The sequence below is a fragment of the Streptomyces sp. NPDC036822 genome, assembly GCF_055609145.1.
This window is the reverse complement of sequence record NZ_JBVJPY010000003.1, coordinates 124,615-151,476: the sequence shown is the minus strand read 5'-3', so window position 1 is coordinate 151,476 and position 26,862 is coordinate 124,615. Positions and strand designations below refer to the sequence as shown.

The following is a 26,862-nucleotide window of genomic DNA, read 5'->3' as shown; positions in this document are numbered from 1 at the left end:
CGCGCGCCCACGATCCGCCGATATCTTCGGCGCACCGTTCACGAGTCGCAGCCGGCCGGGCAGGTGGTCCCATGAATCTCCGCATGATCGGGCTCGGTGCCGTCGTGGCGTGCGCCACGCTGCTGCCCCTGGCCGCCTTGGCGGGGCCGGCGGCCGGCCCGGGGCCCGCCGAGGGTGTGAAGAGGACCGCGGCCGGCGGCGGGCTCCTCTCGGACGACCGAGGCCGCGGCGGTGACGAGAGGCACGACCGTGACGGCAGCGGTGACGGTGCGCGCGGGCTCGGCCTCGGCCTCGACGGGTCGGAAGGCGGCTCCGCTCCGGACGCCTCCTCCGCACCGGCCGGCGCGGCCCCCGCACCGGCCGGCGGCCCCGCTTCCGCACCGGCCTCCGAGCGGCCGCCGGCGCGGGCCTCGCGGTGCGGCCCCGAGCTCAGGTCTCCCGACGGGATCGAGGCGCAGACCTGCGTCCTGACGGAGGGGCCCGACACCTGGGCCCGGACGTACTACCGCAACGCCACCGGCCGCGAGCTCGACTCCGTGCTCACTCTGATGGGCCCGGGCGGGCGGACCGTACAAGTGCGCTGTGCCATCACGGCGCAGGACGAACCGGGGGCGTGCGAGACGCCGAAGGAGCGTGCGAGGGGCGCGGCTTCGGCATATTCGGCGATCGCGGAATTCGCAGGAGCGGGAGAAGGGGCCAGTACGCCGCTGCTTCTGCGCTCGGGGAGCAACCCTGCCGGATGAGGCGGCAGTTGGGCCGGCGGGCCGTGGTGGGGCCGGTCGAGGGCATGAGAAGGCCCGATCGCTGGCGACGGGGGATGCACCAGCGACCGGGCTTCCAGAACGGTAACAAGAGATCTGCGGTTCGCAAATTCGATCTCGGTTATTCGGACAGTGATTTTCCGGCCCGTGCGGGGAGTTGTGGCGGAGGTCACCGACTGATCGGTCAGTCAGTGACCGCCGCCACCCGGAGCATCAGCTGAGAGTGACCTGACGGTTGGTGAGGCCGCCGCGGGCACGGCGCTCCTCCGGCGTGAGCGGGGCGTCCGAGGCCAGCGCGGCGGCCAGTCGCTCGGCGAACTCGGCGGCCGGCTTCTCGCACTCCTCGGCGCCCATCGACGTGGGGAGGTCCCACACGGGGACCATCAGGCCGTGCGCGCGGAAGGAGCCCACGAGGCGGGTGTCGTCGCCGAGCGAGGACGTACCGGCGGCGTGCAGGCGGGCGAGCGCGTCGAGGAGCTTCTCCTCGGGGTGCGGCATGACCCAGCGGAGGTGGTTCTTCTCCGGGGTCTCGCACCAGTACGCCGCGTCCACACCGGTCAGCTTGACGGTGGGGATCGCCGCGGCGTTGGCGCGCTCCAGGGAGGCGGCGACCTCGGGGTTGGTGTTGTCCGCGGATTCCGGAATCCAGAATTCGAAGCCCGTGTGCACCTCCGGCGCGAAATCGCCCTTCGGGTCGAGCAGATCCTGCAAACGCGGGCCCTCGGCCGGGACACGGCGGCCGGCGACCGGCGTGCCGGGCTCCGCCTCCAGGGCGCGCTGGAGGGTGTCGGCGAGGTCGCGGGCGAGGTCGCCGGAGGACGAGTCGTTCTGGAGCGCGAGCAGCACGGAGCCGTCGTCGCGACGCAGTGCCGGCCACGCCATCGGCAGCACGGTGGCCAGGGTGACCGAGGGGACGCCCTCGGGCAGCCCGTCCCTCAGGGTGAGGGGGACGGTGGCGGCGGGCACCAGCTCGCGCAGCGCGACCCAGTCGCACTCGCCGGGCAGGCCCTCGAAGGGGCGCTGGACCAGCTCGGTCACGGCGTGCGCGGCGGCCCGGCCGTGACACGCCTTGTAGCGGCGGCCCGATCCGCACGGGCACGGCTCGCGCGCGCCGACGACCGGGATCTCCCCGTTCGTGACCTGTGCCTTGGCGGCCTTCGTCTGGGGGCGCTTCTTGGCCATGGTGTGGCTTTCTCCCGATAGCGGCGGTGCGGTGGTGCAGTGCTGTGCCCGGTGCACGGCTCTGTGTCGGGCGAGCCTAGCCGCACGGACGTGCCACGGGCCTCAGGCTTCGCCTTTCGTTCGGCATGCTTCGGCGAAGTCCGCGAAGTCGAAGTCCGCGAGGTTCGGCAGACGCTCGGCAGCGGCCGCGGGGCCGGCCAGGGCTGACAGCCGTTCCGGCTTCCCGGTTTTCCGGCTGCTTTCCTCCCTCAGGCCGGCTGCTTTCCTTCAGCCGCCCCTCGGCGCCTTTTCCGCCGCTTTCCTTTTCCCTCGGCGTTCCGCGCGCTTCGCCTCAGCGTTCCCTGCCGCTTTTCCCACCACCGCGACCGCTGTGCCGCGCGCCCGTCAGTCCAGGTCGTCGTAGGAGTCCAGGAAGTCGAAGCCCGAGCCGCCGCCGACCCTGGCCGCGAAGTCCTCGCGGCGATGGCCTTCCGTGACGACCACCCAGACGGTGACCTCGCCGGTCGCGCTGTCCCGCACGCCCCAGTCCCGGGCGAGCGCGCTGATGATGTTCAGCCCGCGGCCGCCGCGTGCGGTGACCGAGGGCGTCGAGGGAACGGGCCGTGTGGGCCCACCGCCGTCCGTCACCTCGACCGTCAGACCGCCCGCGTCGTCGACGCGCCAGGCGGCGCGCACGTCGCCGTCGCCCATCTCCGCCCGCCCCAGCGGCCTGCCGTGCCGGCAGGCGTTGCTGAGGAGCTCGGAAAGGATCAGGACCGCATCGTCGACGACCGATTCCGACATCCCGCTGCGGCTCAGCTGCTCCCGCATACGGTGTCGAGCTTTGCCCACGCCGGCAGGGCCATGAGGCACGGCCATGCTCGACGACGTGGGCACTTCTTGTGCCACCACCAACGCCACCCCCGAGACCTCCTTTGCCCCACGCCACGGTGTGGATGCCCCAATGGACTGGACCGGAAACCGGCCGATACGCGTGCGGTGACGCACTCGTGACGATCGCGTACGGTCCGAACGCGCCGGTGCACTCCCTGTAAGAGGCGATACGGGAGGGGAAAGGGATTAAAGGCGTCCCAATTGGGACAGGACCTGCTTCGGCCGGTTCGTGATGATCGCGTCCACGCCGAGCCGCTCGCAGAGCTCCACGTCCTCCGGATCGTCCACGGTCCAGACGTGGACCTGGTGTCCCGCCTTCTGCAGCCGCATGATCACCGTGGGGTGGTGGCGGACGATCCGGATCGACGGACCGGCGATCCGCACGCCCGCCGGCAGACGCCCGTCGCGCAGCCGGGGAGTGACGAACTGCGTCAGGGCGACGGTGGGCAGGTTCGGCGACGCCGTCGTGATCCGGTGCAGCGAGCGGGCCGAGAAGCTCATCACGCGCACCGGCGACTCCTCCGGGACGGCCGGCTCGGCGAGGCCGAACCGCTGAAGCAGCTGGAGCAGCCGCTCCTCGACCTGGCCCGCCCAGCGGGTGGGGTGCTTGGTCTCGATCGCCAGCTCGACGCGCCGGCCGGCGTCGGAGACCAGCTCCAGGAGGCGCTCCAGGGTGAGGACGGAGGTGAGGCCGGAGTCCTTCCAGTCCGGGCTCTCGCCCGCCTCCTCGCGGCCCTTCCAGAGGCCGAAGTCGAGCGCGGCGAGATCGGCGAGCTCGAGGGCGGAGACGGCGCCGCGGCCGTTGGAGGTGCGGTTGACACGCCGGTCGTGGACGCAGACGAGATGGCCGTCGGCGGTGAGCCGGACATCGCATTCGAGCGCGTCGGCTCCGTCCTCGATGGCCTTCACGTATGCGGCGAGGGTGTGTTCCGGGGCGTCTTCGGAGGCCCCGCGGTGGGCGACCACCTGGGCGGGGCCGCGGTCGGTGTGCTGCCGTGCGTGGGTCACCGCGTCATGGTGCCATTGGCGGAGCGGCCGTATCGGATCGGGTCCGTTCTGTCCGTAAATAAAGAAAGACGTGCGGACGCACAGCTCCGGCTTACAGTGGCCTGACGCCCTGTGGGAAAAGCTGTTCGCACACAGAGCCCGCATCCACCCGCGCAGTAAACGAGGAGAGAGCTGTGAGTACCGAGAACGAGGGCACGGCGGTTCCGGCGGACCCGACTGCCCCGTCCGCCCCTCCCACGCCTCCCACCCCTCCCGTACCGCCCGCGCCGGCGGTGGACGCGTCAGAGCAGGCAGCGGCGCCGCAGGCGGCTCCGGGACCCTCCCCCCGGCCCGAGCCGGCCGCGGCGCCGCTGCCCGTGACACCCCCGGCCGAGGCGCCGCCGCACGGGCCCGCGGGGGCGTACACCCAGGCGCCCGCCGGCGCGCCCGCGCACGCCTCCTCGGGGGCGGCGGGCGGCTGGCCCCCGCCGCCGCCCAACGTGCCGGCGTGGGGCGCCGCCGCCCCGGCCTCCCCGGCGGCCCCGCGCAAGCGGACCGGCGGCCTCGTGGCGGCGGTCCTCGCGGCCGCCCTGGTGGCCGGCGGCGTCGGTGGCGGCATCGGCTACTGGGCCGCCGAGCGCGGTGACGGCGGTTCGAGCTCGACCACGGTCTCGGCGGGCGACTCCCCGGCCTCCTTCAAGCGCGACCCGGGCACGGTCGCGGCGGTGGCCAACAAGGCACTGCCGAGCGTCGTCACCATCCAGGCGAAGTCCGGCGGCGCCCAGGGCGAGGAGGAGGGCGAGGGCGGCACGGGCACCGGCTTCGTCTACGACAAGGAAGGCCACATCCTCACCAACAACCACGTGGTGGCCTCCGCGGCGGAGGGCGGCACGCTCTCCGCGACTTTCTCCAACGGCAAGACGTACGACGCCGAGGTCGTGGGCCGGGCCGAGGGCTACGACGTGGCCGTCGTGAAGCTGAAGGAGGCGCCGGAAGGGCTGACTCCGCTGCCCCTCGGCAACTCGGACAGCGTGGCGGTCGGCGACTCCACGATCGCGATCGGCGCGCCCTTCGGCCTGTCGAACACGGTCACGACCGGCATCATCAGCGCCAAGAACCGCCCGGTCGCCTCGGGCGACGGCTCCAGCGGCAAGAACTCGTACATGAGCGCCCTGCAGACCGACGCCTCGATCAACCCGGGCAACTCCGGCGGCCCGCTGCTGGACGCGAGCGGCGCGGTGATCGGCATCAACTCCGCGATCCAGTCGACGGGCAGCGGCTTCGGCCAGTCCCAGGCGGGCTCGATCGGCCTCGGCTTCGCGATCCCGGTCAACCAGGCGAAGAACGTGGCCGAGCAGCTGATCAAGACGGGCAAGCCGGTGTACCCGGTGATCGGCGCGACGGTGAACATGACCGACAAGGGCGAGGGCGCGACCATCGCCGAACAGGGCGCGGGCGGCACGCCGTCGGTCACCCCCAACGGTCCGGCCGCGAAGGCCGGCCTCAAGGCGGGCGACGTGATCACCGGCTTCGGCGACCGCCAGATCGACAGCGGCCCGACCCTCATCAGCGAGATCTGGACCCACGAGCCGGGCGACGCGATCAAGCTCACCTACGAGCGCGACGGCAAGACGACCACGACCACGGTCACCCTCGGCGAACGCACGGGCGACAACTGACCGGCTAGGCTGTCCCCCGCGCCGCTCCCGTGCGGGAACCGGCGCGGGGTGGGTTGCCCGAGCGGCCTAAGGGAACGGTCTTGAAAACCGTCGTGGCAGCGATGTCACCGTGGGTTCAAATCCCACACCCACCGCGGTGGTGCGGAGCCTCCGACCGGCGAGACCGGGCGGAGGCTCCTGTCGTTCCGCCCCTCTGGCCCGGTGGCCGGGTGGGTGCCCAGTAGGGTCCCGCGCATGGGGATCCGATCGGGGTGGGCGCAGTGGCAGGGGTCCGTCCAGGTGCCCGGTCCGCGAGGCGGTGCGGCGGCGGGGGCGGTCGAGGCGGGGCGTGGCCGCGGTGAGGGGGCCGGGGAGAGCCGTCGGGCGGCGGTCGGGGAGCCGGCCGGGGCGAGGGACGGCGGCCGGTGGCGTGGGGTCGCGTCGGTGCTGCTGTGCTTCCTGGTGTGCTGCGGGCTCGGGTTGCAGTCCTGGACGGCCCTGCGGGTGACCGGTTTCGACCTCGGGATATTCGACCAGGCCGTACGCGCCTACGCGCACGTCGAACTGCCCAGGTCGCCCATCAAGAACGTGCACCACGAGTTCCCGCCGGACTTCTCGCTCCTCGGCGATCACTTCACCCCCCTCCTGGCCCTCCTCGCGCCGCTCTACTGGGTGTGGGACGACCCGCGGACGCTCATCGTCGCCCAGGCCGGCCTGTTCGCCGTCGGCGTGCCGGTGGTCCGGCGGATCGCCCGCCACTGCTTCGCCGGGGCGGCACCCGAGGTGGTGCGCCGGGCGGCCGATCTCGGGGGGCTGGTGTACGCGCTGGGGTGGCCGCTCCTGAACTCCTCGTACACCGGCTTCCACGAGGTGGCCTTCGCGGTGCCGGTCACGCTCCTGATGCTGGAGCGCGGGCTGGCCCGGCGGTACGGCGCCGCGGCGCTGTGGGCGGTCGCGCTGTGCCTGACCAAGGAGGACATGGGCCTGGTGGCCGGGGCGTTCGGCCTCGTCCTTGCGGTCCGCGCCCACCGCGCGGGCGACCGCACCGGGCGCGCCGTGGGGGCCGCGCTGGCGGTCGCCGGCCCGGCGATCTCGGCCTTCGTGATCGTCCGGTTCCTGCCTGCCATGGGCAGCCCTCCCGGCTACTACTGGTCCTACGGCCGCCTCGGAGCGGACCCGGGTGCCGCACTGGCCCACGTCCTGACCGAGCCGTGGGTGGTGCTCCAGGTCGCCGTCACCCCCGCCGTCAAGATCGCCATGCTGGCCTGGATCCTGGGCACCCTGGCGCTGCTGCCGGCCGGCTCGCCCACCTTCCTGCTCGCCGTGCCCCTGCTGGCCGAGCGGGTGCTGTCCGACAACCCGAACCACTGGCCGGTGATCAACCACTACGACGCCTTCCTGTGGCCGATCCTCCTCACGGCCGCCCTGGAGACCCTCGCCCGCCTCCACCGGCGCGGCTCCCGGCGCCACACCTTCGTACGGTGGTCGGCCGGTGCGGCGGTCGTCCTCGCCTCGGCGGCGGCCGTCGCCCTCGGGCTCGGCCTCCTGGTGAACCCCGGCTCCTGGCAGCCCCGTCCGGACAAGCGCGCCCTGGCCGTGGCGGCCGAGCGCATTCCCGACGGCGCGACCGTGGAGGCGGACAACACCGTCGTCCCCCGGCTCTCCGCCCGTACGGACGTGGTCCTCGTCGACGCCACCCCGCGCGGCGCCGACTGGGTGCTCCTGCGGGTGGACGAACGCACCTTCCCCTTCGCCACGATCACCGAGCAGCGGCAACGCGTCACGCTCCTCCTGGACCACGGTTACCGGGAAGTCCTGCGCCAGGACGGTGTGGTGCTGCTGCACCGCGTCCGGCCGGTTCCCGTCCCGGGCACACGGCTGCCGGGGCCGGACAGCGTCCCCGTCCGCGAGAAGGTGCCCTCGGACGTGGGGAGCGGGCTCTTCCAGAGGTAGCCAGCCCTACAGCCGGGCCTACGCCGACCCTTCCGGGGGCGGGGAGCGGGCGGCGCCTCGGCCTCTCGGCGCCTCGGCCCCGCGGCGACGGCCGCTCGGGCCGGTGCCCGTACGCGCGCCCCTTCCGTGCCCGTACGCGCGCCCCTTCCGTGCCCGTACGCACGTCCCGCTGTGTCCCCGAGCGCGTCCCCGGCCCTTACCCGTACGCACGTCCCGCCGGTGACCTTGACAGGGGTCGTGTATCTGACGGACAGTCAGAAAACTCGTCGCCGACCCGGGAGGCCCGTCGCCGTGCATCTCGCCCCGACCGAGCGGCAGCTGCGGCTGCGTGCCGAACTCCGCGCGTACTTCCGCACCCTGATGCCCGACGGCCCCCCGCCCGCCACCGACACCGCCGCCCAGCGCTCCCTCCTGCGCCGGATGGGCGCCGACGGCATGCTGGGGCTCGGCTGGCCGCGGGAGTACGGAGGGCAGGGCCGGGGCCCCGACGAGCAGTTCGTCTTCTTCGACGAGGCGTACCGGGCCGGCGCCCCCGTCTCCATGGTCACCCTCAACACCGTCGGGCCGACCCTGATGAAGTACGGCACCGAGGAGCAGAAGACCGCCTTCCTGCCGGCGATCCTGCGCGGCGAACTCGTCTTCGCCATCGGCTACAGCGAGCCCGAGGCCGGTACCGACCTGGCCTCCCTGCGGACCCGGGCGGTACGGGACGGCGGCTCCTGGCTGATCGACGGGCAGAAGATCTTCACCTCGAACGCCCAGAACGCCGACTGGATCTGGCTGGCCTGCCGCACCGACCCCGACGCGCCCAAGCACCGGGGCATCTCCATCCTCCTCGTCCCGACGGACGCCCCCGGTTTCTCGTGGACGCCGATCGAGACCGTCGGCGGGCTGACGACGACGGCGACCTACTACGACGGCATCCGCGTGCCGGCCGGAAACCTCGTCGGGGAGGAGAATGCCGGCTGGAGCCTGATCACCAACCAGCTCAACCACGAACGCGTCGCCCTCGCCGCGATCGGCATGCAGGCCGAGGACTTCTTCCGGTCCGCGCTCCGCCGGGCCCGTGACCCGGACCCGGCGACCGGGCGGCGCCGCGTCGACGAGCCGTGGGTCCGGATCCGGGCGGCCGAGGCCCATGCCCGGCTGGCGGCGACCCGCCTGCTGAACTGGCGCCTCGTCGCCGACGTGGGGGCCGGCAGGCTCGCCCCGGGCGATGCCGCCGGAGTGAAGGTCGCCGGCACCGAGTCGGCGGTCGAGGTGTACCGCATCTGCCAGGAGATCGCGGGCGAGGCGGGCCTGGTCAGGGCGGTATCACCCGGAGCGGTCGACGGCGGGGAGCTCGAGCGGATGAACCGCGCCGCGCAGATCAACACCTTCGGAGGGGGCGTGAGCGAGGTGCAGCGCGAGATCGTCGCCACGATGCGGCTGGGCATGGGGCGTACGCGCAGGGGAGAGGGGCGTCGATGAGCGCCGACTCCACCGAAACGCGAGGGCTCCCGCGCCCCCCCGGCCCGAGCGGCGTCCTCCCTGACGCGACGACCGGTCCCGAGGCCGCCCGCGCCGGCCTCCCGGACCTGTACGAGCGGCTGAGGTCCTACGAAGGCCGCGCCGCCGCCACCGGGGGGATCGGCAAGGACCCGGTCAACGAGCCGATGATCCGGCACTGGTGCGAGGCCATGGGCGACACCCATCCGGCGTACGCGGGACCGGACGCCGTCGCCCCGCCCACCATGCTCCAGGCGTGGACGATGGGCGGCCTCTCCGGCCACACCGACCGATCCGGGGCCTACGACGAGCTGCTCACCCTCCTCGACACCGCCGGGTACAGCTCCGTCGTCGCCACCGACTGCGAACAGGAGTACCTGCGGCCCCTGCGTCCGGGGGACCTCGTCACCTTCGACGCGGTGATCGAGTCGGTCTCGGAACGCAAGACCACCAAGCTCGGGACCGGGTACTTCGTCACGACCCGCATGGACGTCCGTACGCGCGGCGAACTCGCCGGCACCCACCGCTTCCGCATCCTCAAGTACGCCCCCCGGAGAGCCGCGAAGGAAGCGGGGAAGCAGGCCGGGAAGGAAGCCGGGAAGGAAGCCGGGAGTCAGGCTGCGGATGGGGTGGTGAGGGCGGCGAGGCGGCCCCGGCCCGTGATCAACCGGGACAACGCCGGCTTCTGGGAGGGCGTCGCCGCGCACCGGCTGCTCGTCCAGCGCTGTGGGACGTGCGCGACCCCGCGCTTCCCCTGGCTGCCCGGCTGCAACGCCTGCGGCTCTCAGGAGTGGGACACCTTCGAGGCGAGCGGGGCCGGGACCGTCTACTCGTACGTGGTGATGCACCACCCGCCGTTCCCCGCCTTCGACCCGCCCTACGCCGTCGGCCTGATCGAACTCGCCGAGGGCGTCCGCATGGTCAGCAACGTGGTCGGTGTGCCGTACGACAAGGTGCGGATCGGGATGCCGGTCCAGCTGGAGTTCCTCCGGGTGGACGAGGAACTGGAGTTGCCCGTCTTCCGGGCGACGGTGGGGGGCGAGGGCTGACATGGACTTCACCGCGACGGAGGAGCAGACCGCCGCCGCCGGGCTGGCGGCGCGGATCTTCGGCGATTTCGCCACGCACGAACGGCTCGCCGCCGCCGGCACGGACTCGGACGTGGAGCTGTGGAAGGCCCTCTGCGCGGCCGGTCTGCCGGAGGCGGTCGGGGAGACCGGGCTGCTGGGTCTGGTGCTGCTGGCCGAGGAGCAGGGGCGGACGACCGCTCAGGTGCCGTTCACGGCGAGCTGCGTGTACGGGCTCCTCGCCGTCGCCTGCCACGGTACGCAGACGCAGCGCGCCCGGCTGCTGCCGGGCTTCGAGGACGGTACGTCGGTGGCGACCGGCGCCTTCCCGGCCACGGGGGCCGTCCGCGCCGGCCCCGACAGGCGCCTTTCCGGCGAGGTCACCTGGGTTCCCTGGCTGAGGGACGCGACGCACGTCCTCGTACCGGACGACGAGCACACCCTCTGGCTCGTCCCCGTCGCCGAGGAGAGGGCGGTGCGGGAGGCGTCAGGGGCGGCCAAGGTGCCGGCGGTGGTCGTCACGCCCGTCGAGCTCACCGCTCCCTGGGCCGCCGGCCGGCTCGTCCTCGACCGTGCTCGCGGCGAGCGGCTCGGCGGCCCGGGGGCGTACGAGGACGTGCTGGCCACGGCCCGGATCGCCTTCGCCGGGCTCCAGGCCGGGGTGTGCGCGGGGTCGCTGGCCCGGGCCGTGGCCCACACCTCCGTCCGGGAACAGTTCGGGCGCCCGCTCGCCTCCCGCCAGGCGGTGCAGCTGCGGGCCGCCGACGCCCACATGGACACCGAGGCGATCCAGGTCACCGCCTACGAGGCGGCGTGGCGGCACGACCACGGTCTGCCGGCGGAGGAACAGGCGCTGACGGCCGCCTGGTGGGCGTCCGAGGCCGGAAAGCGGGTCGTCCACGCCGGGCAGCATCTGCACGGCGGCACGGGCGCGGACCTCGACCATCCCGTGCACCGGCACTTCCTGTGGGGCAGACAGCTCGACGCGTACCTCGGCTGCGGCACCGCACTCCTCGCCGAACTCGGCGACCTCCTCGCGAACGGAGAACCGACGTGAAGGCCGGGGACGAGCTGCCGCCGCTGGAGATCCCGATCACGCGCACCCTGATCGTCGCCGGAGCCGTCGCGTCCCGCGACTACCAGGACGTGCACCACGACGCCGAGCTCGCGCGGGAGAAGGGCTCTCCGGACATCTTCATGAACATCCTGACGACCAACGGCCTGGTGGGGCGGTACGTCACCGACCACTTCGGGCCCGGCGCGGTGCTCCGCAAGGTGGCGATACGGCTGGGCGCGCCCAACCATCCGGGCGACACGATGACGCTGACCGGCACCGTCACGGAGGTCGACGGCACCACGGCCCAGGTCCGGGTGACGGGCGCCAACGGCATCGGGCACCACGTCACCGGCACCGTGACCCTCAGCCTGACCGCGAGCCCGCCCCAAGGCCCGTACGCGCGTCGGGACGCGACTCCGGACGCGAGCCCGCCCGAATGCCCGCCCGTCCGTCCGGGCGCGAGCCCGCCCGCGACTCCGCCCGCGCGTCCGCCCGCGGGCCCGACAACGACCCCGCCCGCGACCCCGCTTCCACCCACGTCCCCCGGCCCGGGAGGCCCGGCATGAGCGTCCGGAGGGCCGACGCGCTCGGCGGCCGCGCCGCCGTCGCCGGCATCGGGGCGACGGAGTTCTCCAAGAACTCCGGCCGCAGCGAGCTGAAGCTCGCCGTCGAGGCCGTGCACACGGCCCTCGACGACGCCGGGCTCACACCGGCCGACGTCGACGGCCTGGTCACCTTCACCATGGACACCAGCCCCGAGATCACCGTCGCCCAGGCGGCCGGCATCGGCGAGCTGTCCTTCTTCTCCCGCGTCCACTACGGCGGCGGGGCCGCCTGCGCCACCGTCCAGCAGGCCGCCCTCGCCGTCGCCACCGGCGTCGCCGAAGTCGTCGTCTGCTACCGCGCGTTCAACGAACGCTCCGGCCGCCGCTTCGGCTCCGGCGTCCAGCAGCGCGAGCCCTCCGCCGAGGGCGCCGCCCTCGGCTGGCAGCTCCCCTTCGGGCTGCTCACCCCGGCCTCGTGGGTCGCCATGACCGCCCAGCGGTACCTGCACGCCTACGGACTGACGCCCGACGCCTTCGGCCACGTCGCCGTCACCGACCGCCGGCACGCGGCCCGCAACCCCGCCGCCTACTTCCACGGGAAGCCGATCACCCTCGCCGACCACGCCGCCTCCCGCTGGATCGTGGAGCCGCTCCGCCTCCTCGACTGCTGCCAGGAGACGGACGGCGGTCAGGCGATCGTCGTCACCTCGACCGAACGGGCCCGCGACCTGCGCCGTCCTCCCGCCGTGGTCCTCGCCGCCGCCCAGGGCGCCGGCCGCCGTCAGGAGGCGATGACCAGCTTCCACCGTGACGACCTGACCGGGCTCCCGGAGATGGGGGTGGTGGCGCGGCAGCTGTGGCGGACCTCGGGGCTCGCACCGGCCGACATCGACGTCGGGATCCTCTACGACCACTTCACGCCCTTCGTCCTGATGCAGCTGGAGGAGTTCGGGTTCTGCCGGCCCGGCGAGGCGGCGGACTTCGTGGCGGCGGACGCGCTGCCGCTGAACACCCACGGAGGGCAGCTCGGGGAGGCCTACCTGCACGGCATGAACGGCATCGCCGAGGCGGTGCGGCAGGTACGCGGCACGTCCGTGAACCAGGTGCCCGGCGCCGCCAGGACGCTGGTCACGGCGGGCACCGGGGTTCCCACGTCCGGGTTGATCCTGGGCTCGGACGGCTGAGGGGACGGCCCGAGCGGTGGCCGTGCGGGGCGGGTGGCTCTTCACTCACCCCATGGACAGCTCTCAGGACGTGACGGGGCCTCACGACCGCTCGGCGCGGCCCCGCCACCGTTCGGCACCGCCCCGCCACCGGTCCCTACGGGCGCGGACGACGGCCCCCGCCCTGGCGGCCGCGCTCACCGCCGCCGTACTCGTCGCCCCGGCGACGGCGCCCCCGGGGCCGCCCGTGGCCGCGCCGCCCGCCGCCGCGCCCGCGGCCGCCCCGGGAGCCCCGGCCGCCCCCGGCGCCCCTGCCCGGGCCCCGTACCGCCCGTTCGCGGGCAAGGCCTTCGACACCTGCGAGGCGCCCTCCCTCGCCGTGATGAAGGCGTGGCGCGCCTCGCCGTACCGGGCCGTCGGCATCTACTTCGGCGGTCGCGGCCGGGGCTGTCCCACCCAGCGGCATCTCACCCCGGACTGGGTCGCCTCGGTCCACGCCCTCGGGTGGCGACTCCTCCCGCTCTTCGTCGGCTCGCAGGCGCCGTGCGTCTTCGCCGAGCACAAGAAGGACGTCCCCATCGGCCGCACGCCCTGGCTCCAGGGCACGCGTGAAGGGGCGGACGCCGTGAAGGCGGCCCGCGCCCTGGGGATCGGACCGTCCAGCCCGCTCTACCTCGACATGGAGGCCTACCGCATCACCGACCAGGCCTGCGCCGACACCACGCTCCTCTTCGTCCGGGCGTGGAACCGCGAGGTCCGTCGTCTCGGCTATCTGCCCGGGTTCTACAGCAGCGTCGAGACCGGCATCCGCCACATGGAGAAGGAGCGGAAGGAAGGGACCAAGGACCTCCCCGCGGTGCTCTGGTTCGCCCGCTGGCGCGGCACCCCGGCGCTCTACACGGAGCCCGTCCTGCCGTCCTCGGCCTGGCGGGAGTACGGGCGGATCCACCAGTACGCGGGCAATGTCACGGAGTCGTACGGCGGGAGCCGCATGGTGATCGACCGCAACTCGGTCGACGCCCCGGTCGCCGACGTCCTCCCCTGACCCGCCCCCTCCCCTGACCCGCACCCTCCCCTGACCCGCGTCCTCCCCTGACCCGCACCAGGCCCTGATCCCAGGCCGGCCCCGGCCCTCGCGCCGGCACCCGTCCCAGGTGCCCGCCCTCACCCCCGGTCGGGCACCCCGACCCTTACCCGGGCAGTGCACCGGCTCCACCTTCAGGAGGTCCAGCAATCCCCACCCCTACAACCTGAGGCGGAGTGCGGGTCGGGACCTGGGGCCGATCCCCGGGCATCTCCCCGCTCCTAGCGTGGAGTCATGACTCCGCCACCTTCTGGCCCCGTCTGCGCCGGCGCCTCCACGGCCGCCCTGGGGGCCGCCGTGACCACCGGCTACCCGTCCTTCTCCTCGTACGTACGGGCCCGTGGCCCCGTGCTGCTGCGCACCGCGCGCTCGCTGACGGCGAACCCGTCGGACGCCGAGGACCTGCTGCAGACCGCGCTGGCCAAGACCTTCGTCGCCTGGGAGCGGATCGAGGACCACCGCGCCCTGGACGGTTACGTCCGCCGCGCGCTGCTGAACACGCGTACGTCCCAGTGGCGCAAGCGCAAGGTCGACGAGTTCGCCTGCGACGAGCTGCCCGAGCCGGCCGGACTGCCCGAGCCGGACCCGGCCGAGCGGCAGGTCCTGCACGACGCCATGTGGCGCGCGGTGATGCGGCTTCCCGACCGGCAGCGGGCGATGGTCGTCCTCCGGTACTACGAGGACCTGAGCGAGGCCCAGACGGCCGAGGTGCTCGGAGTGTCCGTCGGCACGGTCAAGAGCGCGGTGTCGCGGGCTCTCGGCAAGCTCCGCGAGGACCCGGAGCTGTCCCCCGTACGGTAGGGGGCGACCCCTCCCCGACCCCCCTGCCAGTCATCACTGGCAATTTCCGTACTCCCGGGTAGTGACATACCGCGTGGTATGTGCGCAGAATCTCCACACCCTTACTGCCACGTAGCGCCCACCGGGAGGACGCCGTGCTGAGCACCATGCAGGACGTACAGCTGACCGTGACCCGCATCCTGAAGCACGGGATGACGATCCACGGGAAGTCCCTGATCACCACCTGGACCGGTGATCCCGAGCCGCAGCGCCGCACCTTCGCGGAGACGGGGGCGCGCGCGACCCAGCTGGCCAACGCCCTGCGCGACGAGCTCGGAGTCACCGGCGACCAGCGGGTCGCCACCCTGATGTGGAACAACGCCGAGCACGTCGAGGCGTACTTCGCGATCCCGTCCATGGGCGCGGTCCTCCACACCCTGAACCTGCGCCTTCCCCCCGAGCAGCTCGTCTGGATCGTCAACCACGCCGCCGACCGCGTGGTGATCGTGAACGGCTCCCTGCTGCCCCTCCTCGCCCCGCTGCTCCCCCACCTGCCGACCATCGAGCACATCGTGGTGTCGGGCCCCGGCGACCGTTCCGTCCTCGACGGAGTGACGCCCCGGGTGCACGACTACGACGAGCTGATCGCCGGGCGCGCCACCACCTTCGACTGGCCCGAACTGGACGAGCGCTCCGCCGCGGCCATGTGCTACACCTCCGGCACCACCGGCGACCCCAAGGGTGTCGTCTACTCCCACCGCTCCATCTACCTGCACTCGATGCAGGTGAACATGGCGGAGTCGATGGGCCTGACCGAGAAGGACACCACCCTCGTCGTCGTCCCGCAGTTCCACGTCAACGCCTGGGGCCTGCCGCACGCCACCTTCATGACCGGCATCAACATGCTCATGCCGGACCGTTTCCTCCAGCCGGCCCCCCTCGCCGAGATGATCGAGCGCGAGAGGCCGAGCCACGCCGCCGCCGTCCCGACCATCTGGCAGGGCCTCCTCGCCGAGGTCACCGCCAACCCGCGCGACCTGTCCTCCATGCGCCAGGTCACCATCGGCGGCGCGGCCTGCCCGCCCTCCCTCATGGAGGCGTACGACAAGCTCGGCGTCCGCCTCTGTCACGCCTGGGGCATGACCGAGACCTCCCCGCTCGGCACCATGGCGCACCCGCCGGCCGGGCTCAGCGAGGAGGAGGCGTGGCCCTACCGCGTCACCCAGGGCCGCTTCCCCGCGGGCGTCGAGGCCCGTCTCGTCGGCCCCGGCGGCGAACACCTGCCGTGGGACGGCGAGTCGGCCGGCGAGCTGGAGGTCCGGGGCACCTGGATCGCGGGCGCGTACTTCGGCGGGATCGACGGTGAGGCGATCCGCCCCGCGGACAAGTTCAGCGAGGACGGCTGGCTGAAGACCGGAGACGTCGGCGTCATCAGCCCCGACGGCTACCTCACGCTCACCGACCGCGCCAAGGACGTCATCAAGTCCGGCGGTGAGTGGATCTCCAGCGTCGATCTCGAGAACGCGATCATGGCCCACCCTGAGGTCGCCGAGGCCGCCGTCGTCGCCGTACCGGACGAGAAGTGGGGCGAGCGCCCGCTGGCCACCGTCGTCCTCAAGGAGGGCGCGACGGCCGACTACGCCTCGCTGAAGGCGTTCCTGTCGGAATCGGTCGCCAAGTGGCAGCTGCCGGAGCGCTGGGCGATCGTGCCGGCCGTGCCGAAGACGAGCGTGGGCAAGTTCGACAAGAAGGTGATCCGCAAGCAGTACGCGGAGGGCGAGCTGGACGTCACGCAGCTCTGACGCGGCCGCGGGAACAGGCGGGGGGAGGGGGCGTCCGGCCCCCTCCCCCTTCGCGTTCCGTACGGCCGGGATCTTCGCGTTCCGTACGGCCGCGGCCGGGCCGGGTCTAGTTGGTCCCGATCTTCGCCAGCAGGTCCACGATCCGGGCCTGCACCTCGTTGCTCGTGGACCGTTCGGCCAGGAAGAGGACCGTCTCGCCGGACGCCAGCCTCGGCAGCTCCGCCTCGTCGAGACCCGCGGAGGTGTAGACGACGAGCGGGGTGTGGTTCAACTGCCCGTTCGCCCGCAGCCAGTCGATGATCCCGGCCCGTCGGCGGCGCACCTGCATCAGGTCCATCACCACGAGGTTCGGCCGTGTCTGCGTGGCCAACGTGACCGCCTCGGTGTCGGTCGCGGCCCGCGCCACCTGCATCCCGCGCCGCTCCAGGGTCGCGGCGAGCGCCAGGGCGATCTCCTCGTGCTCCTCGATGAGCAGGACACGCGACGGGTGCTGTTCGCTGTCGCGGGGCGCCAGCGCCTTCAGGAGCACGGCCGGGTCGGCGCCGTACGCCGCCTCCCGGGTGGCCTGGCCGAGCCCGGCCGCGAGCAGGACCGGCACCTCGGCGGCGACGGCGGCCCGGCGCAGCGACTGCAGGGCGGTGCGCGTGATCGGGCCGGTCAGCGGGTCGACGAAGAGCGCGGCCGGGAAGGCGGCGATCTGGGCGTCCACCTCCTCGCGGGAGTGCACGATCACCGGGCGGTAGCCGCGGTCGCTCAGCGCCTGCTGCGTGGCGACGTCCGGCGCGGGCCAGACGAGCAGACGGCGCGGGTTGTCCAGCGGCTCGGGGGGCAGCTCGTCGTCGACGGGCTGCGGCAGCGGCCGGTTCGCGACCTCGACCGCGCCCCCGGGGCCGTCGAGCGGCTCGGGCCCCTCGGCGGAGCCCTCGGCGGGCGCTCCTATGGCGTACGCGCGCCCTTCGGGGGCGGGGGGAGCGAGCTTGTGCGCGGGGGTGGCGGGCTGCGGGTGCGGCCTGGCCGCCGGATCGGCGGCGGGTGCGGGGGCGGACGCGGCGGCCGCGGACGGCCGGTCGCCCTCCGGCGGCGTGGCGAGCTTGCGCCGCCGCCCCGACCCGTTGGACCCGTTGGACCCGTTCGTCCCGTGGGGCACGTACGTTCCCGCCCCGGGCGTGCTTCCAGGGCTGGTTCCGGTGCCGGTGGTGGTGGTCTGGCTCGGCGCGCTCTGCTGCGCGGCCGACTGCTGGGCCGCGATCTGCTGGGCGAAGGGCACGCCCTGCCCGAGCGTCCGGACACTGAACGCCCGCCCGCCCTGTGTCCGGTCCTTGGGGACCCGCTCGCCCTGCGCCTGGTCGCGCGGGACCGGTGCCTCGGCGGGCAACGGCTGCGCCGGCGGCAGCGGTACGGAACCGGTGGCGGTCGCGGCCTCCTGGGCGGCGCCCGGAGCACCCGGGGCGCTCGGGGTGACGGCCGAGGGGTCCGGGGCGTCGGCCGCCCGGCGACGGCCGGTCGGCTCGCCGACGGGCTGCGGCTGCGGGTACGGCTGAGGGTGGGAGGGGGCAGGCGTGGGACCGGCGTCCGGCAGGGAAGGTACGGCCTCGTGTCGCCCCTCGTCGCTCACGGGAAGCGGCGCCGACGGAATGGACGGTCCTTGCGCGGCCCCTGCGGCCGGAACGGGCTGCTGGTGCTGGTGCTGGTGCTGGTGTGCCGGGGCCGGGGCCGCGGGCTCGGGCTGCGTGTCCGTGTCCGGGTCGGCGTCCGCCGGCGGCAGCGCGAACGGCGTACGCGGTCCGGCCTCGGCCGCCGCGGCCCGCTCCTGCGCGGCCGCGAGGGCGCGCCGCCGACGCCCGGTGGGCTGCGCCGAGGCGCCGCCCTCCTCGGGGCTCGCGACGGCGGGCAGGGCCCGGGCCAGGGCGGGCGCGGAAGCCTCGACCGGGACGCCCTGCGGAGGCACGGTCTCCCCGAGCGCGGCTCGTCCCTGCGCGCTCTCGGCCGCGGTCACCACGGAACCCTCGGCGGGCCTGCCACGGCGGCGCCCGGTGGGCCCGGCCGCGTCGGCCGCGCCCACGGCGGAGTTCGGGACGGAGTTCGGGGCCGTACCCGCGTTCTGGGCCGGGATCAGCTCGGCCGGGGTCCCCGCGTGGGGCGTGGTCGGCGCCTGCGCCGACTCCGTACGCCCGCGGCGGCGCCCCGTCGGCCCGGGTCCGTCCCCGGGGGCCACCGGACTGTCGAGGAAGGCGTCGGTGGACGCCCGTCGGGCTCGCCGCCGGCCGCCGCCGTGGGTCTCGGACGCCTGCGCGGGCAGCGCGAGCTGTCCCGCCGCGGGCCCCTGCTCGGAGCCGGCCGCCTGGCCGGCATCGGATCCGTGACCCGGCTGACCCGCGTCCGATCCGTGACCCGCCTGGACCGCACCCGATCCGTGACCCGCCTGACCCGCGTCCGATCCCTGGCCCGTCCGGACCGCCCCGGACCCCTGGTCCGCCTGCGCTTCCCGACCCGCCCGCACCGCCGGGGCCGCCTGGAGCTCCGGCCGCGCCGGCCCGGCCGGCGGAGAGGCGACCGTCCCCCGGCCGGCGCCGATCGGCACCTCCAGGACGTACGCGCTGCCGCCCGTTCCCGGCACCTCGTGCGTCTGCACCACACCGCCGTGCGCCGCCACGATGCCGCGCACGATGGGCTGGTGGACCGGGTCGCCGCCGGCGTACGGCCCGCGGACCTCGATCCGTACGACATCGCCGCGCTGCGCGGCCGCCACCACGATCGTCGAGTCGGCGTACCCGGCACCCGGGACGACCCGGGCCTTGCCGGTCGAGTCGACCCCTGCCACGTCCGCGACGAGATGCGCGAGCGCGGTCGCGAGGCGTCCCGCGTCCACCTCCGCCTCGATCGGCGGCGCGTGCACGGCGAACTGGACGCGCCCCGGCCCGATGAGCTCCACGGCGCCGTCGACACCGGCGCTCACGGCCGCGTCGAGCAGCACGACGCCCTTGTCGAGCGCCTCCGCCCCGGCGTCCAGCCGCTGGTAGCCCAGGACGTTGTCGACGAGGGTGGTCATCCGCGCGTACCCGGCGGCCAGGTGGTGCAGCAACTGGTTGGCCTCGGGCCACAGCTGCCCGGCGTCGTCGGCGGCGAGCGTGGAGAGCTCCGTGCGCAGCTCCTCCAAGGGCCCGCGCAGCGACTCCCCGAGGACGGCCGTCAGCTGCTCGTGCCGGGCGGCCAGCGCCTCGTGCCGTTCCTTCCGGCCCGCCAGCTCCGCCTCGTACCGCTCCTTCTCCTGCGCCAGCTCGGCCGCGTGCCGCTCCTTCAGCCGCTCCACTTCGGCGGCGTGGCGTTCGGTGAGACCGGTGACTTCGGCGGTGCTCTTCTCGACGAGCTGTTCGTACGGCCGGCGGTCGGTGAAGGTCATCACGGCGCCGACGAGCTGGTCGCCGTCCCGGACCGGCGCGGTTGTCAGGTCGACCGGCACCCGCGAGCCGTTCTTCGCCCACAGCACCTGATTGCGGACCCGGTGCTTGCGGCCCGACTTGAGCGTGTCGGCGAGCGGCGACTCCTCGTACGGGAACGGCTCGCCGTCCGGACGCGAGTGCAGGATCAGCGGGTGCAGCTCCTTGCCGCCGAGGTCGCTGGCGCGGAAGCCGAGGATCTGCGCGGCGGCGGGATTGACCAGAACGACCCGGCCGTCGGTGTCCGTGCCGACGACGCCCTCCGCCGCGGCGCGCAGGATCATCTCGGTCTGGCGCTGCGAGCGGGCCAGTTCGGCCTCGGTGTCGAGCGTGCCGGTGAGGTCCCGCACGACGAGCATGAGCAGCTCGTCGCCGGTGTAGCCGCTGTACGAGTCGTAGGCCTCGCGCCCGTCCTCCAGGCTGGCGCTGGTCACCTCGACGGCGAACTCGCTGCCGTCGGTGCGGCGGGCGATCATCCGGGTCGGCTTGGTGCGGCCCTGCTCGTCGGTGCCCTCGGGCCGCCGCATGGAGCCGGGGATCAGCCGGGAGTCGAAGCCGGGCAGCAGATCGAGCAGCCCGCGCCCGACGAGCGCGGTGCCGGGGGTCTCGAACATGCCGAGGGCGATGGTGTTGGCGTTGACGACCGTGCCGTTGCAGTTGACGAGCACGAGGCCGTCGGGGAGGGCGTCAAGTATGGCTGCGAGGCGAGCAGCGCCTCGGGATGGCCTGCTGCTCACGACGACGCTTCCTCCCTGACCCACTGCACCTTGCCTGGCGGCCGGCCGGGCCCATCTTGCCTCTCGGGCCGCGGCCTGTCACTGAAGGAGTCTAAAGGCAGGCCCGGTGGGCGAGGGGCGTGGTCTCATGCCCCCGGCAGGATCCGAACGCCATTCTCACGCGATCGCCGCACGTCACCACGGCGGGCGATCACCGCGGGACGGGCCGGCGCACGCCCGCACCGAACGTCCGTACCGGGCGCTGTCACCGCCCCGCCGCCCTCGCCCGCCGCATCGGACGTCGTCGCCGCCCGCCGTCACCGCACGCGGGGCAGGACGGGCTCCAGGTTCTCCCAGCGGTCGATCTCGCATCCGTCGGCCCGCGAGAAGCGGGCGTCGACGCGCCGGCCCTGCCAGGTCCCCTCGACGTGGGCGACGGCGGGCCCGCCGTACTGCTGGGTGCAGAACCGGTCCTTCCCGACCGGCTCGAACGGGTCCTGTCCCTTGTCGGCGAGCTGCCCGAGCCGTCGGCAGGCCTTGTGCGCGGCGGGGTGGTCCCCGCCGGCCTTGGCCCCGCACTCCAGCCGGAAGGTGCCGTCGGCCTCGCGGTGACCGCTCTTGGCGATGGTGACGGTGAGCGCGTCGGGCGCCGAGAGCAACGGCAGGGGCGGAAGGGGCCCGCCGAGCAGGGCGGTGGTCGCGGTGGCGGGGGTGGTGCCGGCGAGGGTCGCGACAGCGGTGGCGACGGTCGCGAAGACGAGGCGGCGCAGCATACGAACTCCAGGATGGCGGGCTGAGGGCTACGGGTCGGGCCCCCGTCTCCTCTAACGCTCCGTACTCCCGTTCGTTGCGCAAGCGGGCGGCGCGACGAATGCGCCGACGGGCTTTGCCCTCCGCCCCGGAGGGCTAGTACGGTGAGAAGCGATTGGTGACACCCGGCCCGCCTGTGTCATCATCTGCACGCACCATCCGCGCCCGCGCGGAAGTGCATGGAGGCGTCGCCTAGTCCGGTCTATGGCGCCGCACTGCTAATGCGGTTTGGGTCTTAAAGCCCATCGAGGGTTCAAATCCCTCCGCCTCCGCACCACCCGAAGCCCCGGCCCACACGGCCGGGGCTTCGGTCGTTCCCCGGCCCGTCCACCCCCGGCCCGCTCACCCGTCCGGCGGGCAGAGCGCACCCCCGGAATGACGTTTCCGCAGGTCAGGCGGGGTGGGGCTAATGGATTTCGCGCTACGGCGCAGGTCATGTAATGTTGTTCTCGCAACGCCGACCGGCAAGAAAAAAGCCGGGAAGCACAAGCACTCGTAGCTTAACGGATAGAGCATCTGACTACGGATCAGAAGGTTGCAGGTTCGAATCCTGCCGAGTGCACAGCAGGCCAGAGGCCCGGACGAGAGTCCGGGCCTCTGGCGTTTCCTGGCCGTACAGCAGCGAAGTGCCGCAACCGCGCTGATCGTTGCCAGCCGCCGTCAACCGGCGGCGGTGCCGCGCATGACATCGGACAACGTGCCGATCGCGGACCACACCTCTCCCTCGCTCGCCTCGGCGTAGACCTCCATCGTCATGGCGATCTGCGAATGCCGAAGGATCCTCCGTGCCACCTTCGGGTGGACCTTGAGCTCGACCGGGAGCGAGCTGCACGTGTGCCGGGTGTTCCGAAGCGGGATCACACGGAGGCCGGCGCGACGCGCCCGCAGCGCGAACATCCGGGTCAGGTTCCCCGGCTCGATCGGAGTCCCGTACAGCTCCCCGGCCGCGTTCCGGTCCCCGAGTTGCCGAGCACGCCGCATGCGCAGGGCCTTGAGACAGACGGCGGGCAGCGGCGGAAGTCGTCCGACTTCTCGGTCTTGGTCTCGCGGTGGAGGATCTGCCGCCCGGCACGCTGGATCTCATGAGGGGCCGGCCGGGACAGGCTTCTCGCCCGACCGCTGTACAGCAGCTCCGTACCGCAACCCCGGCAACCGGCCCCGTCCGATAGCCCCTCTCAGGGCCCCGGAGCGGCGGGCATGACCGCCACTGACCGATCGGGGCCGTTGCCCGCCCCGGGTCCTAGGCGAGGGCCAGGGCCGCGGCGGCCGGGGTCGCGTAGAGGAGGGGGAAGGGGATGTGGGCGTACGCGCGGGCGCGGAGGACCGTGAGGGTGGCGCCGGTGAAGTAGAGGACCAGGCCGATGCCCGCGGCCGTGCCGACGGCGGGGAGGAACAGGCCCGCCAGCAGGCCGGCCGCTCCCGCCGCCTTGGCCGCGCCGAGCCAGGTCCACCAGGAGCGGGGGACGCCGTAGTCGGCGAGGGGCTCCACGACCCACTGGGCGTGGAGGAGGACCGAGACGGCGGAGAAGCCCGCCATGACGGCGGCGATGATCGTGACGACGACGTAGGTGGTGGACATCGGGCTGCTCCTCGGGTGGCGGGCGCCGGTGCGGTTCGCTCCGGCGCCTCGGGTGGGTCCGTCACCGCACTGACACCCGGCGCCGCGGGAGTGTGACAGCCCGCGCGAAGTTTTCTCGGACCGCGTGCCACCGCCGTGCGCCCGCACGCGCCTGCCGCCCCTCCACACGGGCGAGATAAGGTCTGAAGATCCTTTTGTCGTTCTTCTTGGGGGGTCCCACATGGCGCTGTTCGGGAACGCGCACGCGATCGATCCGGCACAGGCCCAGCAGGATTACGCCCGGCTGCTCGGACAGGGCGAGCAGATCCACGCCGCGTACCTGCTGATCCGCGACACCATCTTCTTCACCGACCGGCGGCTCGTGCTCGTCGACAAGCAGGGCATCACGGGCAAGAAGGTGGAGTACCACTCGATCCCGTACCGGAGCATCACGCACTTCGCCGTCGAGACCGCCGGCACCTTCGACCTCGACGCCGAGCTGAAGATCTGGATCTCGGGCAACTCCATGCCCGTTCAGAAGACCTTCACCAAGGGCGTCGACATCTACGAGGTGCAGGCCATCCTCACCCAGTTCGTGGCGCGGTAGCCCACACTCCGCACGCGAGGCGCGAGGCCCCCTGGTTTCCAGGGGGCCTTCCTCTTTCGGGTGAACATCCGCCCATTTGCATGTCAGTTGAATATGCCATCGGCCTAGCTTCGGTCGTGGAGGTGAGGCTCGATGGACGAGCAGCTCGGACAGCGGGACGCGATCGACGTCGACGACTTCGTGTACGCGGCCACGGGGGCGCGTATCCGGCGGCTGACGATGCCCGACGGGACGCACTGGTTCCCGGCGGCGGACGTGGCCGGAGCGCTGGGATACGCCGACACCCGCGGGGCCCTGAGCTCCACCGTCCCCCCGGAGCACACCACTTCGCTCGCCGATCTCGTACGAACCGCCGCGTCGGCCACGTCCGCCGTGCCGGCCGGGCCCGAAGGGCGGACCGACGCCGCGCGCGAGAGCGCGGCCCAGGGCCTCGGGCGATCCGCGCGCATGGTGAACCTCCAAGGGCTCGTCCAGCTGGTCAACGGCTGCGCCGAGCCTTCCGCCGCCCCCTTCAAGGCGTGGGTCGGCGACCTCGTCGCCGCCCTGCAGCGGGACGGTTGCTACGCGCTCGACCCCTCTCCCGCCCACCCCGGGTACGTCATGCCGCAGGAGATCGTCGACATCATCGTCCGGCTGGAGGAGCGGAACCTGCGGCTCGGCGCGGAGTTCGCCGCGCACGACGCGGAGCGGGAGGCGGAGCACGACACCGGGCGTCCCCCGACGCACGACACGGAGCGCGACGAACTGCTGCGCGAGGCCCGCCGCGTCCAGCGCGCGACGGCCCGGGCCCTCTCCCGTCTCACCGAGTCCCTCGAACGCCGTCCCTTCCCCGCCCAGCGCACCCGCCCTCCGATGACCCCGGAGGAGCTCCTCGACGCCTGGCACACCGACCGCCTCCCCGTCACCGGCGACGTCCACGCCGTCGCCTCCTATCTCGCCCCCGCGCTCGTGCGCGGCGGCGCGCGGTACCGGCTGGAGGACATCGCCCGGCGCACCGGCCTCGGCGTCGAGCGTACGGGCCGGCGTGGAGCTGCTCGTCGAGCGGGGGTGCGTGCGGCAGACCGGGGCGTCGGCCGACGGCGCCCTGATCTTCGTCCTGCCCGAGTGAGGACCGGCCGGCTGCTCGAGTGGCGATCCGTCCGCCGGGGCCCTGGGCTCGGTGGGCGTGAGCTCCGGCAACGCTCGGCGAGAGCTCTGGCAGTGGCCCGGCGTGGCGCAGACTGGTGGCCGGGGATCGATCGTGGATCCGGACGACGGCAGGGCGGAGAACGCGCGCGTGGTGTGGCGGTGTGCCGGGTTGCGGTGGAACGGGGGAGCGCCCGGGCTCCGGTGGGCGGGCGGGCGCGTCTCCCCGCTCGCGTACGGGCAGCGGATCGCCTTCCGGGCCGTCGACGGCCGACGGTGCCCCGGCCCCCGGGGCAACCCCTGCCCCCTCGGCGCGGCCGTTCCCCCGCGGAGCACCGGCGGCCTCTGCGCCGAGTGCGCCCGGCTCGACCGGCTGCGTTCCGTCGCGGCCGACACCGTCGTCGACGACCCCCAGCCCTACCGCGTGTACCTCGCCTGGTTCGGGCCCGGCATGACCAAGGTCGGGATCACCGCCGAAGCCCGCGGCGACGCCCGGCTCCTGGAGCAAGGGGCCGTCGCGTACAGCTGGCTCGGACGCGGCCCTCTCATGGCCGCCCGGCGGACCGAGGAAGTCCTCCGGCACGCCCTGAAGGTGCCGGACCGGATCCCGTACGCGCGCAAACGAGACGTACGGCACGACCTGCCGCCCGCCCCTGAGCGCGCCCGGCAGGTGGAGGAGCTGTACCGGCAGGTCATGGCGGTGCCCGGCTGGGCCGAGACGCTGGAACCGGCGACCCTGGACGTGCGCGACCACGCGGAGGCGTTCCGGCTCGACGGGCTGCCCCCGCCCTCCGGGACCGTGACCGCCCTCGCCGAACGCGGCGTCGTCGCGGGCCGGCTCCTCGCCGCCGCCGGCCCCGATCTGCACCTGCTCGACGCGGCGGAGCGCTGCCTCGTCCTCGACACCCGCCTCCTGGGCGGCTGGGGGCTCGCCTCGGCCGACCCCGACGCCCCCGTCTCCGTGCCGGTGGCCGAAAGCCGGGCCGTACCGCCGGACCAGGACGGGCTCTTCTGACGCAGAGGGGGAAGACCGGTGTGCGCCGGGGACGACCGCCGTCGGTCGGGTACGCGCCGGGGAGGCCGGCCTCGGTCGGGGCCGACCGCTTTCGGCCGGAGGCACGGGAGGACGACCGGCCTCCGTCGGCCGGGACGCGCCCGGAACGGCCGCCCCCGGCCGGGGACGCCGGCCCGTCGCCCCCGCCGGCCCGCCCGCCTCTGGACACGCGCGCCCTCCCGGACCAGGGTGATCCGCATGACCCAGAGCCCCCTTCCGCCGCACGCCACGGACGAGCCGACGGACCTTCCCGTGGACGCGCCGCCCCGGGACGGCGACGTGCCGAGGCGGTTCGTCGAGGCGCTCGGTCTCCCCGGGCTGGTCGACGTCCACACCCACTTCATGCCGAAGAACGTCCTCGACAAGGTGTGGGCCTACTTCGACGCCGTGGGCCCGCTGACCGGCATGGAGTGGCCCATCACCTACCGCGAGGAGGAGGACCGCCGCGTCGAGCTCCTGCGCGGGTTCGGCGTACTCGCCTTCACGTCGATGCTCTACCCGCACAAGGCCGGCATGGCCGGGTGGCTGAACGGCTGGGCCGCCGACTTCGCCGCCCGGACCCCCGGCTGCCTGCACACCGCGACCTTCTATCCGGAGGCGGAGGCCGCCGGCTACGTGGACCGGGCCCTGGCGTCCGGTGCCCGGGTCTTCAAGGTGCACCTCCAGGTCGGCGGCTTCGACCCCGGCGACCCCCTCCTCGACCCCTGCTGGGGGCTGCTCGCCGAGGCGGGCGTGCCGGTCGTCGTCCACTGCGGCTCCGGGCCCGCCCCCGGCGCGTACACCGGTCCCGGGCCCATCGGGAAGGTGCTCGCACGCCACCCCCGCCTGCGGCTGATCGTCGCGCACATGGGGATGCCCGAGTACGCCGACTTCCTCGACCTCGCCGAGCGGTACGCAGGCGTCCACCTCGACACGACCATGGCCTTCACCGACTTCAGCGAACGGCTGGCGCCCTTCCCCGCCGAGGAGCTGCCGCGTCTGCGCGCCCTCGGAGACCGGATCCTCCTGGGGTCCGACTTCCCGAACATCCCCTACCCGTACGCCCACCAGCTCCACGGCCTCGAACGGCTCGGGCTCGGCGACGACTGGATGCGCGGGGTCCTGCACGGCAACGCGACCAAGCTCTTCGGCCTGCCCTGCGTGGCCCCTGCGTGA

19 protein-coding genes, 3 tRNA genes and 3 pseudogenes are annotated in these 26,862 nt (G+C 73.7%); 18 read left to right on the top strand and 7 right to left on the bottom strand.

Annotated elements, in window-relative coordinates:
* The first annotated feature begins 71 nt into the window (after positions 1-71).
* Positions 72-743: a hypothetical protein gene (locus ACZ68P_RS08220; RefSeq protein ID WP_471004131.1), complete on the top strand. Its 672-nt coding sequence runs from the start codon at positions 72-74 to the stop codon at positions 741-743.
* Between the two features lie 231 nt (positions 744-974).
* Here ACZ68P_RS08220 and ACZ68P_RS08215 read toward each other — a convergent pair whose 3' ends face one another.
* The 3 genes from ACZ68P_RS08215 to ACZ68P_RS08205 form a co-directional block, all read right to left on the bottom strand.
* The gene (locus ACZ68P_RS08215) at positions 975-1,943 is read right to left on the bottom strand and encodes a DUF5926 family protein (RefSeq protein WP_471004130.1); all 969 of its coding nucleotides are present in this window, start codon (positions 1,941-1,943) and stop codon (positions 975-977) included.
* 384 nt (positions 1,944-2,327) lie between these two features.
* Positions 2,328-2,930: an ATP-binding protein gene (locus tag ACZ68P_RS08210; protein WP_471004128.1), complete on the bottom strand. Its 603-nt coding sequence runs from the start codon at positions 2,928-2,930 to the stop codon at positions 2,328-2,330.
* A 72-nt stretch (positions 2,931-3,002) separates the two neighbouring features.
* Positions 3,003-3,824 carry a glycerophosphodiester phosphodiesterase gene (locus ACZ68P_RS08205; protein WP_471004126.1) on the bottom strand — a complete coding sequence of 274 codons (822 nt, stop codon included), beginning with the start codon at positions 3,822-3,824 and terminating at the stop codon, positions 3,003-3,005.
* A 173-nt stretch (positions 3,825-3,997) separates the two neighbouring features.
* Here ACZ68P_RS08205 and ACZ68P_RS08200 point away from each other — a divergent pair, with 173 nt between their 5' ends.
* The 11 genes and pseudogenes from ACZ68P_RS08200 (at position 3,998) to ACZ68P_RS08150 (ending at position 16,400) form a co-directional block, all read left to right on the top strand.
* Entirely contained in the window at positions 3,998-5,482 is a 1,485-nt protein-coding gene (locus ACZ68P_RS08200; protein WP_471004124.1) for a S1C family serine protease, read from the top strand.
* Positions 5,483-5,529: 47 nt separating this feature from the next.
* Positions 5,530-5,616: transfer RNA gene (locus ACZ68P_RS08195), tRNA-Ser, on the top strand.
* A 100-nt stretch (positions 5,617-5,716) separates the two neighbouring features.
* Positions 5,717-7,414, top strand: coding sequence for a DUF2079 domain-containing protein (locus ACZ68P_RS08190; protein ID WP_471004122.1), 1,698 nt, complete (start codon positions 5,717-5,719; stop codon positions 7,412-7,414).
* A gap of 291 nt (positions 7,415-7,705) precedes the next feature.
* Positions 7,706-8,884 (top strand): acyl-CoA dehydrogenase family protein, encoded by a 1,179-nt coding sequence (locus tag ACZ68P_RS08185; RefSeq protein WP_471004120.1) that lies wholly within the window; start codon positions 7,706-7,708, stop codon positions 8,882-8,884.
* The gene (locus tag ACZ68P_RS08180) at positions 8,881-9,951 is read left to right on the top strand and encodes a bifunctional MaoC family dehydratase N-terminal/OB-fold nucleic acid binding domain-containing protein (RefSeq protein ID WP_471004118.1); all 1,071 of its coding nucleotides are present in this window, start codon (positions 8,881-8,883) and stop codon (positions 9,949-9,951) included. The genes ACZ68P_RS08185 and ACZ68P_RS08180 overlap by 4 nt, the downstream gene beginning before the upstream one ends.
* 1 nt (position 9,952) lies before the next feature.
* Positions 9,953-11,026, top strand: coding sequence for an acyl-CoA dehydrogenase family protein (locus ACZ68P_RS08175; protein WP_471004116.1), 1,074 nt, complete (start codon positions 9,953-9,955; stop codon positions 11,024-11,026).
* Positions 11,023-11,397, top strand: a pseudogene (locus tag ACZ68P_RS08170) (MaoC family dehydratase); the annotation flags it as partial. The gene ACZ68P_RS08175 and the pseudogene ACZ68P_RS08170, both read left to right, overlap by 4 nt.
* Positions 11,398-11,588: 191 nt before the next feature.
* Positions 11,589-12,755: a lipid-transfer protein gene (locus ACZ68P_RS08165; protein ID WP_471004115.1), complete on the top strand. Its 1,167-nt coding sequence runs from the start codon at positions 11,589-11,591 to the stop codon at positions 12,753-12,755.
* A 52-nt stretch (positions 12,756-12,807) separates the two neighbouring features.
* Complete coding sequence (locus tag ACZ68P_RS08160) at positions 12,808-13,779, top strand: DUF1906 domain-containing protein (RefSeq protein WP_471004113.1); 972 nt, start codon at positions 12,808-12,810, stop codon at positions 13,777-13,779.
* 273 nt (positions 13,780-14,052) lie between these two features.
* Complete coding sequence (locus ACZ68P_RS08155) at positions 14,053-14,619, top strand: SigE family RNA polymerase sigma factor (protein ID WP_471004111.1); 567 nt, start codon at positions 14,053-14,055, stop codon at positions 14,617-14,619.
* A gap of 134 nt (positions 14,620-14,753) precedes the next feature.
* Positions 14,754-16,400 carry a long-chain fatty acid--CoA ligase gene (locus ACZ68P_RS08150; RefSeq protein ID WP_471004109.1) on the top strand — a complete coding sequence of 549 codons (1,647 nt, stop codon included), beginning with the start codon at positions 14,754-14,756 and terminating at the stop codon, positions 16,398-16,400.
* 106 nt (positions 16,401-16,506) lie between these two features.
* Here ACZ68P_RS08150 and ACZ68P_RS08145 read toward each other — a convergent pair whose 3' ends face one another.
* Entirely contained in the window at positions 16,507-20,574 is a 4,068-nt protein-coding gene (locus tag ACZ68P_RS08145) for a PAS domain-containing protein (RefSeq protein ID WP_471004107.1), read from the bottom strand.
* Positions 20,575-20,870: 296 nt separating this feature from the next.
* Positions 20,871-21,326, bottom strand: coding sequence for an SSI family serine proteinase inhibitor (locus ACZ68P_RS08140; protein ID WP_471004105.1), 456 nt, complete (start codon positions 21,324-21,326; stop codon positions 20,871-20,873).
* 218 nt (positions 21,327-21,544) lie between these two features.
* Here ACZ68P_RS08140 and ACZ68P_RS08135 point away from each other — a divergent pair.
* Together ACZ68P_RS08135 and ACZ68P_RS08130 are read left to right on the top strand one after the other, a co-directional pair.
* Positions 21,545-21,635, top strand: a tRNA-Ser gene (locus ACZ68P_RS08135).
* 217 nt (positions 21,636-21,852) lie between these two features.
* A tRNA-Arg gene (locus ACZ68P_RS08130) sits at positions 21,853-21,925 on the top strand.
* Between the two features lie 98 nt (positions 21,926-22,023).
* On the opposite strand, the pseudogene ACZ68P_RS08125 reads toward ACZ68P_RS08130, so the two are convergent.
* Positions 22,024-22,448, bottom strand: a pseudogene (locus ACZ68P_RS08125) (site-specific integrase); the annotation flags it as partial.
* Positions 22,449-22,603: 155 nt separating this feature from the next.
* A complete protein-coding gene (locus tag ACZ68P_RS08120; protein WP_471004103.1) occupies positions 22,604-22,942 on the bottom strand; it encodes a DoxX family protein in 339 nt (112 codons plus the stop codon).
* Positions 22,943-23,162: 220 nt separating this feature from the next.
* Between ACZ68P_RS08120 and ACZ68P_RS08115 the strand changes: the two genes are divergently transcribed.
* From ACZ68P_RS08115 to ACZ68P_RS08100, 4 genes and pseudogenes are all read left to right on the top strand, one after another.
* Complete coding sequence (locus ACZ68P_RS08115; protein ID WP_471004101.1) at positions 23,163-23,528, top strand: PH domain-containing protein; 366 nt, start codon at positions 23,163-23,165, stop codon at positions 23,526-23,528.
* A gap of 132 nt (positions 23,529-23,660) precedes the next feature.
* A pseudogene (locus ACZ68P_RS08110) lies at positions 23,661-23,993 on the top strand (BRO family protein); the annotation flags it as partial.
* Between the two features lie 775 nt (positions 23,994-24,768).
* Positions 24,769-25,668 carry a DUF2797 domain-containing protein gene (locus ACZ68P_RS08105; RefSeq protein ID WP_471004099.1) on the top strand — a complete coding sequence of 300 codons (900 nt, stop codon included), beginning with the start codon at positions 24,769-24,771 and terminating at the stop codon, positions 25,666-25,668.
* A 237-nt stretch (positions 25,669-25,905) separates the two neighbouring features.
* Complete coding sequence (locus tag ACZ68P_RS08100; RefSeq protein ID WP_471004097.1) at positions 25,906-26,862, top strand: amidohydrolase family protein; 957 nt, start codon at positions 25,906-25,908, stop codon at positions 26,860-26,862.

Bases quoted from the DNA above. Each gene is read 5' to 3' on its own strand.
- ACZ68P_RS08220 (WP_471004131.1), top strand. From the start codon at position 72: ATGAATCTCCGCATGATCGGGCTCGGTGCCGTCGTGGCGTGCGCCACG.
- ACZ68P_RS08215 (WP_471004130.1), bottom strand. From the start codon at position 1,943: ATGGCCAAGAAGCGCCCCCAGACGAAGGCCGCCAAGGCACAGGTCACG.
- ACZ68P_RS08190 (WP_471004122.1), top strand. From the start codon at position 5,717: ATGGGGATCCGATCGGGGTGGGCGCAGTGGCAGGGGTCCGTCCAGGTG.
- ACZ68P_RS08180 (WP_471004118.1), top strand. From the start codon at position 8,881: ATGAGCGCCGACTCCACCGAAACGCGAGGGCTCCCGCGCCCCCCCGGC.
- ACZ68P_RS08175 (WP_471004116.1), top strand. From the start codon at position 9,953: ATGGACTTCACCGCGACGGAGGAGCAGACCGCCGCCGCCGGGCTGGCG.
- ACZ68P_RS08165 (WP_471004115.1), top strand. From the start codon at position 11,589: ATGAGCGTCCGGAGGGCCGACGCGCTCGGCGGCCGCGCCGCCGTCGCC.
- ACZ68P_RS08160 (WP_471004113.1), top strand. From the start codon at position 12,808: ATGGACAGCTCTCAGGACGTGACGGGGCCTCACGACCGCTCGGCGCGG.
- ACZ68P_RS08155 (WP_471004111.1), top strand. From the start codon at position 14,053: ATGACTCCGCCACCTTCTGGCCCCGTCTGCGCCGGCGCCTCCACGGCC.
- ACZ68P_RS08140 (WP_471004105.1), bottom strand. From the start codon at position 21,326: ATGCTGCGCCGCCTCGTCTTCGCGACCGTCGCCACCGCTGTCGCGACC.
- ACZ68P_RS08120 (WP_471004103.1), bottom strand. From the start codon at position 22,942: ATGTCCACCACCTACGTCGTCGTCACGATCATCGCCGCCGTCATGGCG.
- ACZ68P_RS08115 (WP_471004101.1), top strand. From the start codon at position 23,163: ATGGCGCTGTTCGGGAACGCGCACGCGATCGATCCGGCACAGGCCCAG.
- ACZ68P_RS08100 (WP_471004097.1), top strand. From the start codon at position 25,906: ATGACCCAGAGCCCCCTTCCGCCGCACGCCACGGACGAGCCGACGGAC.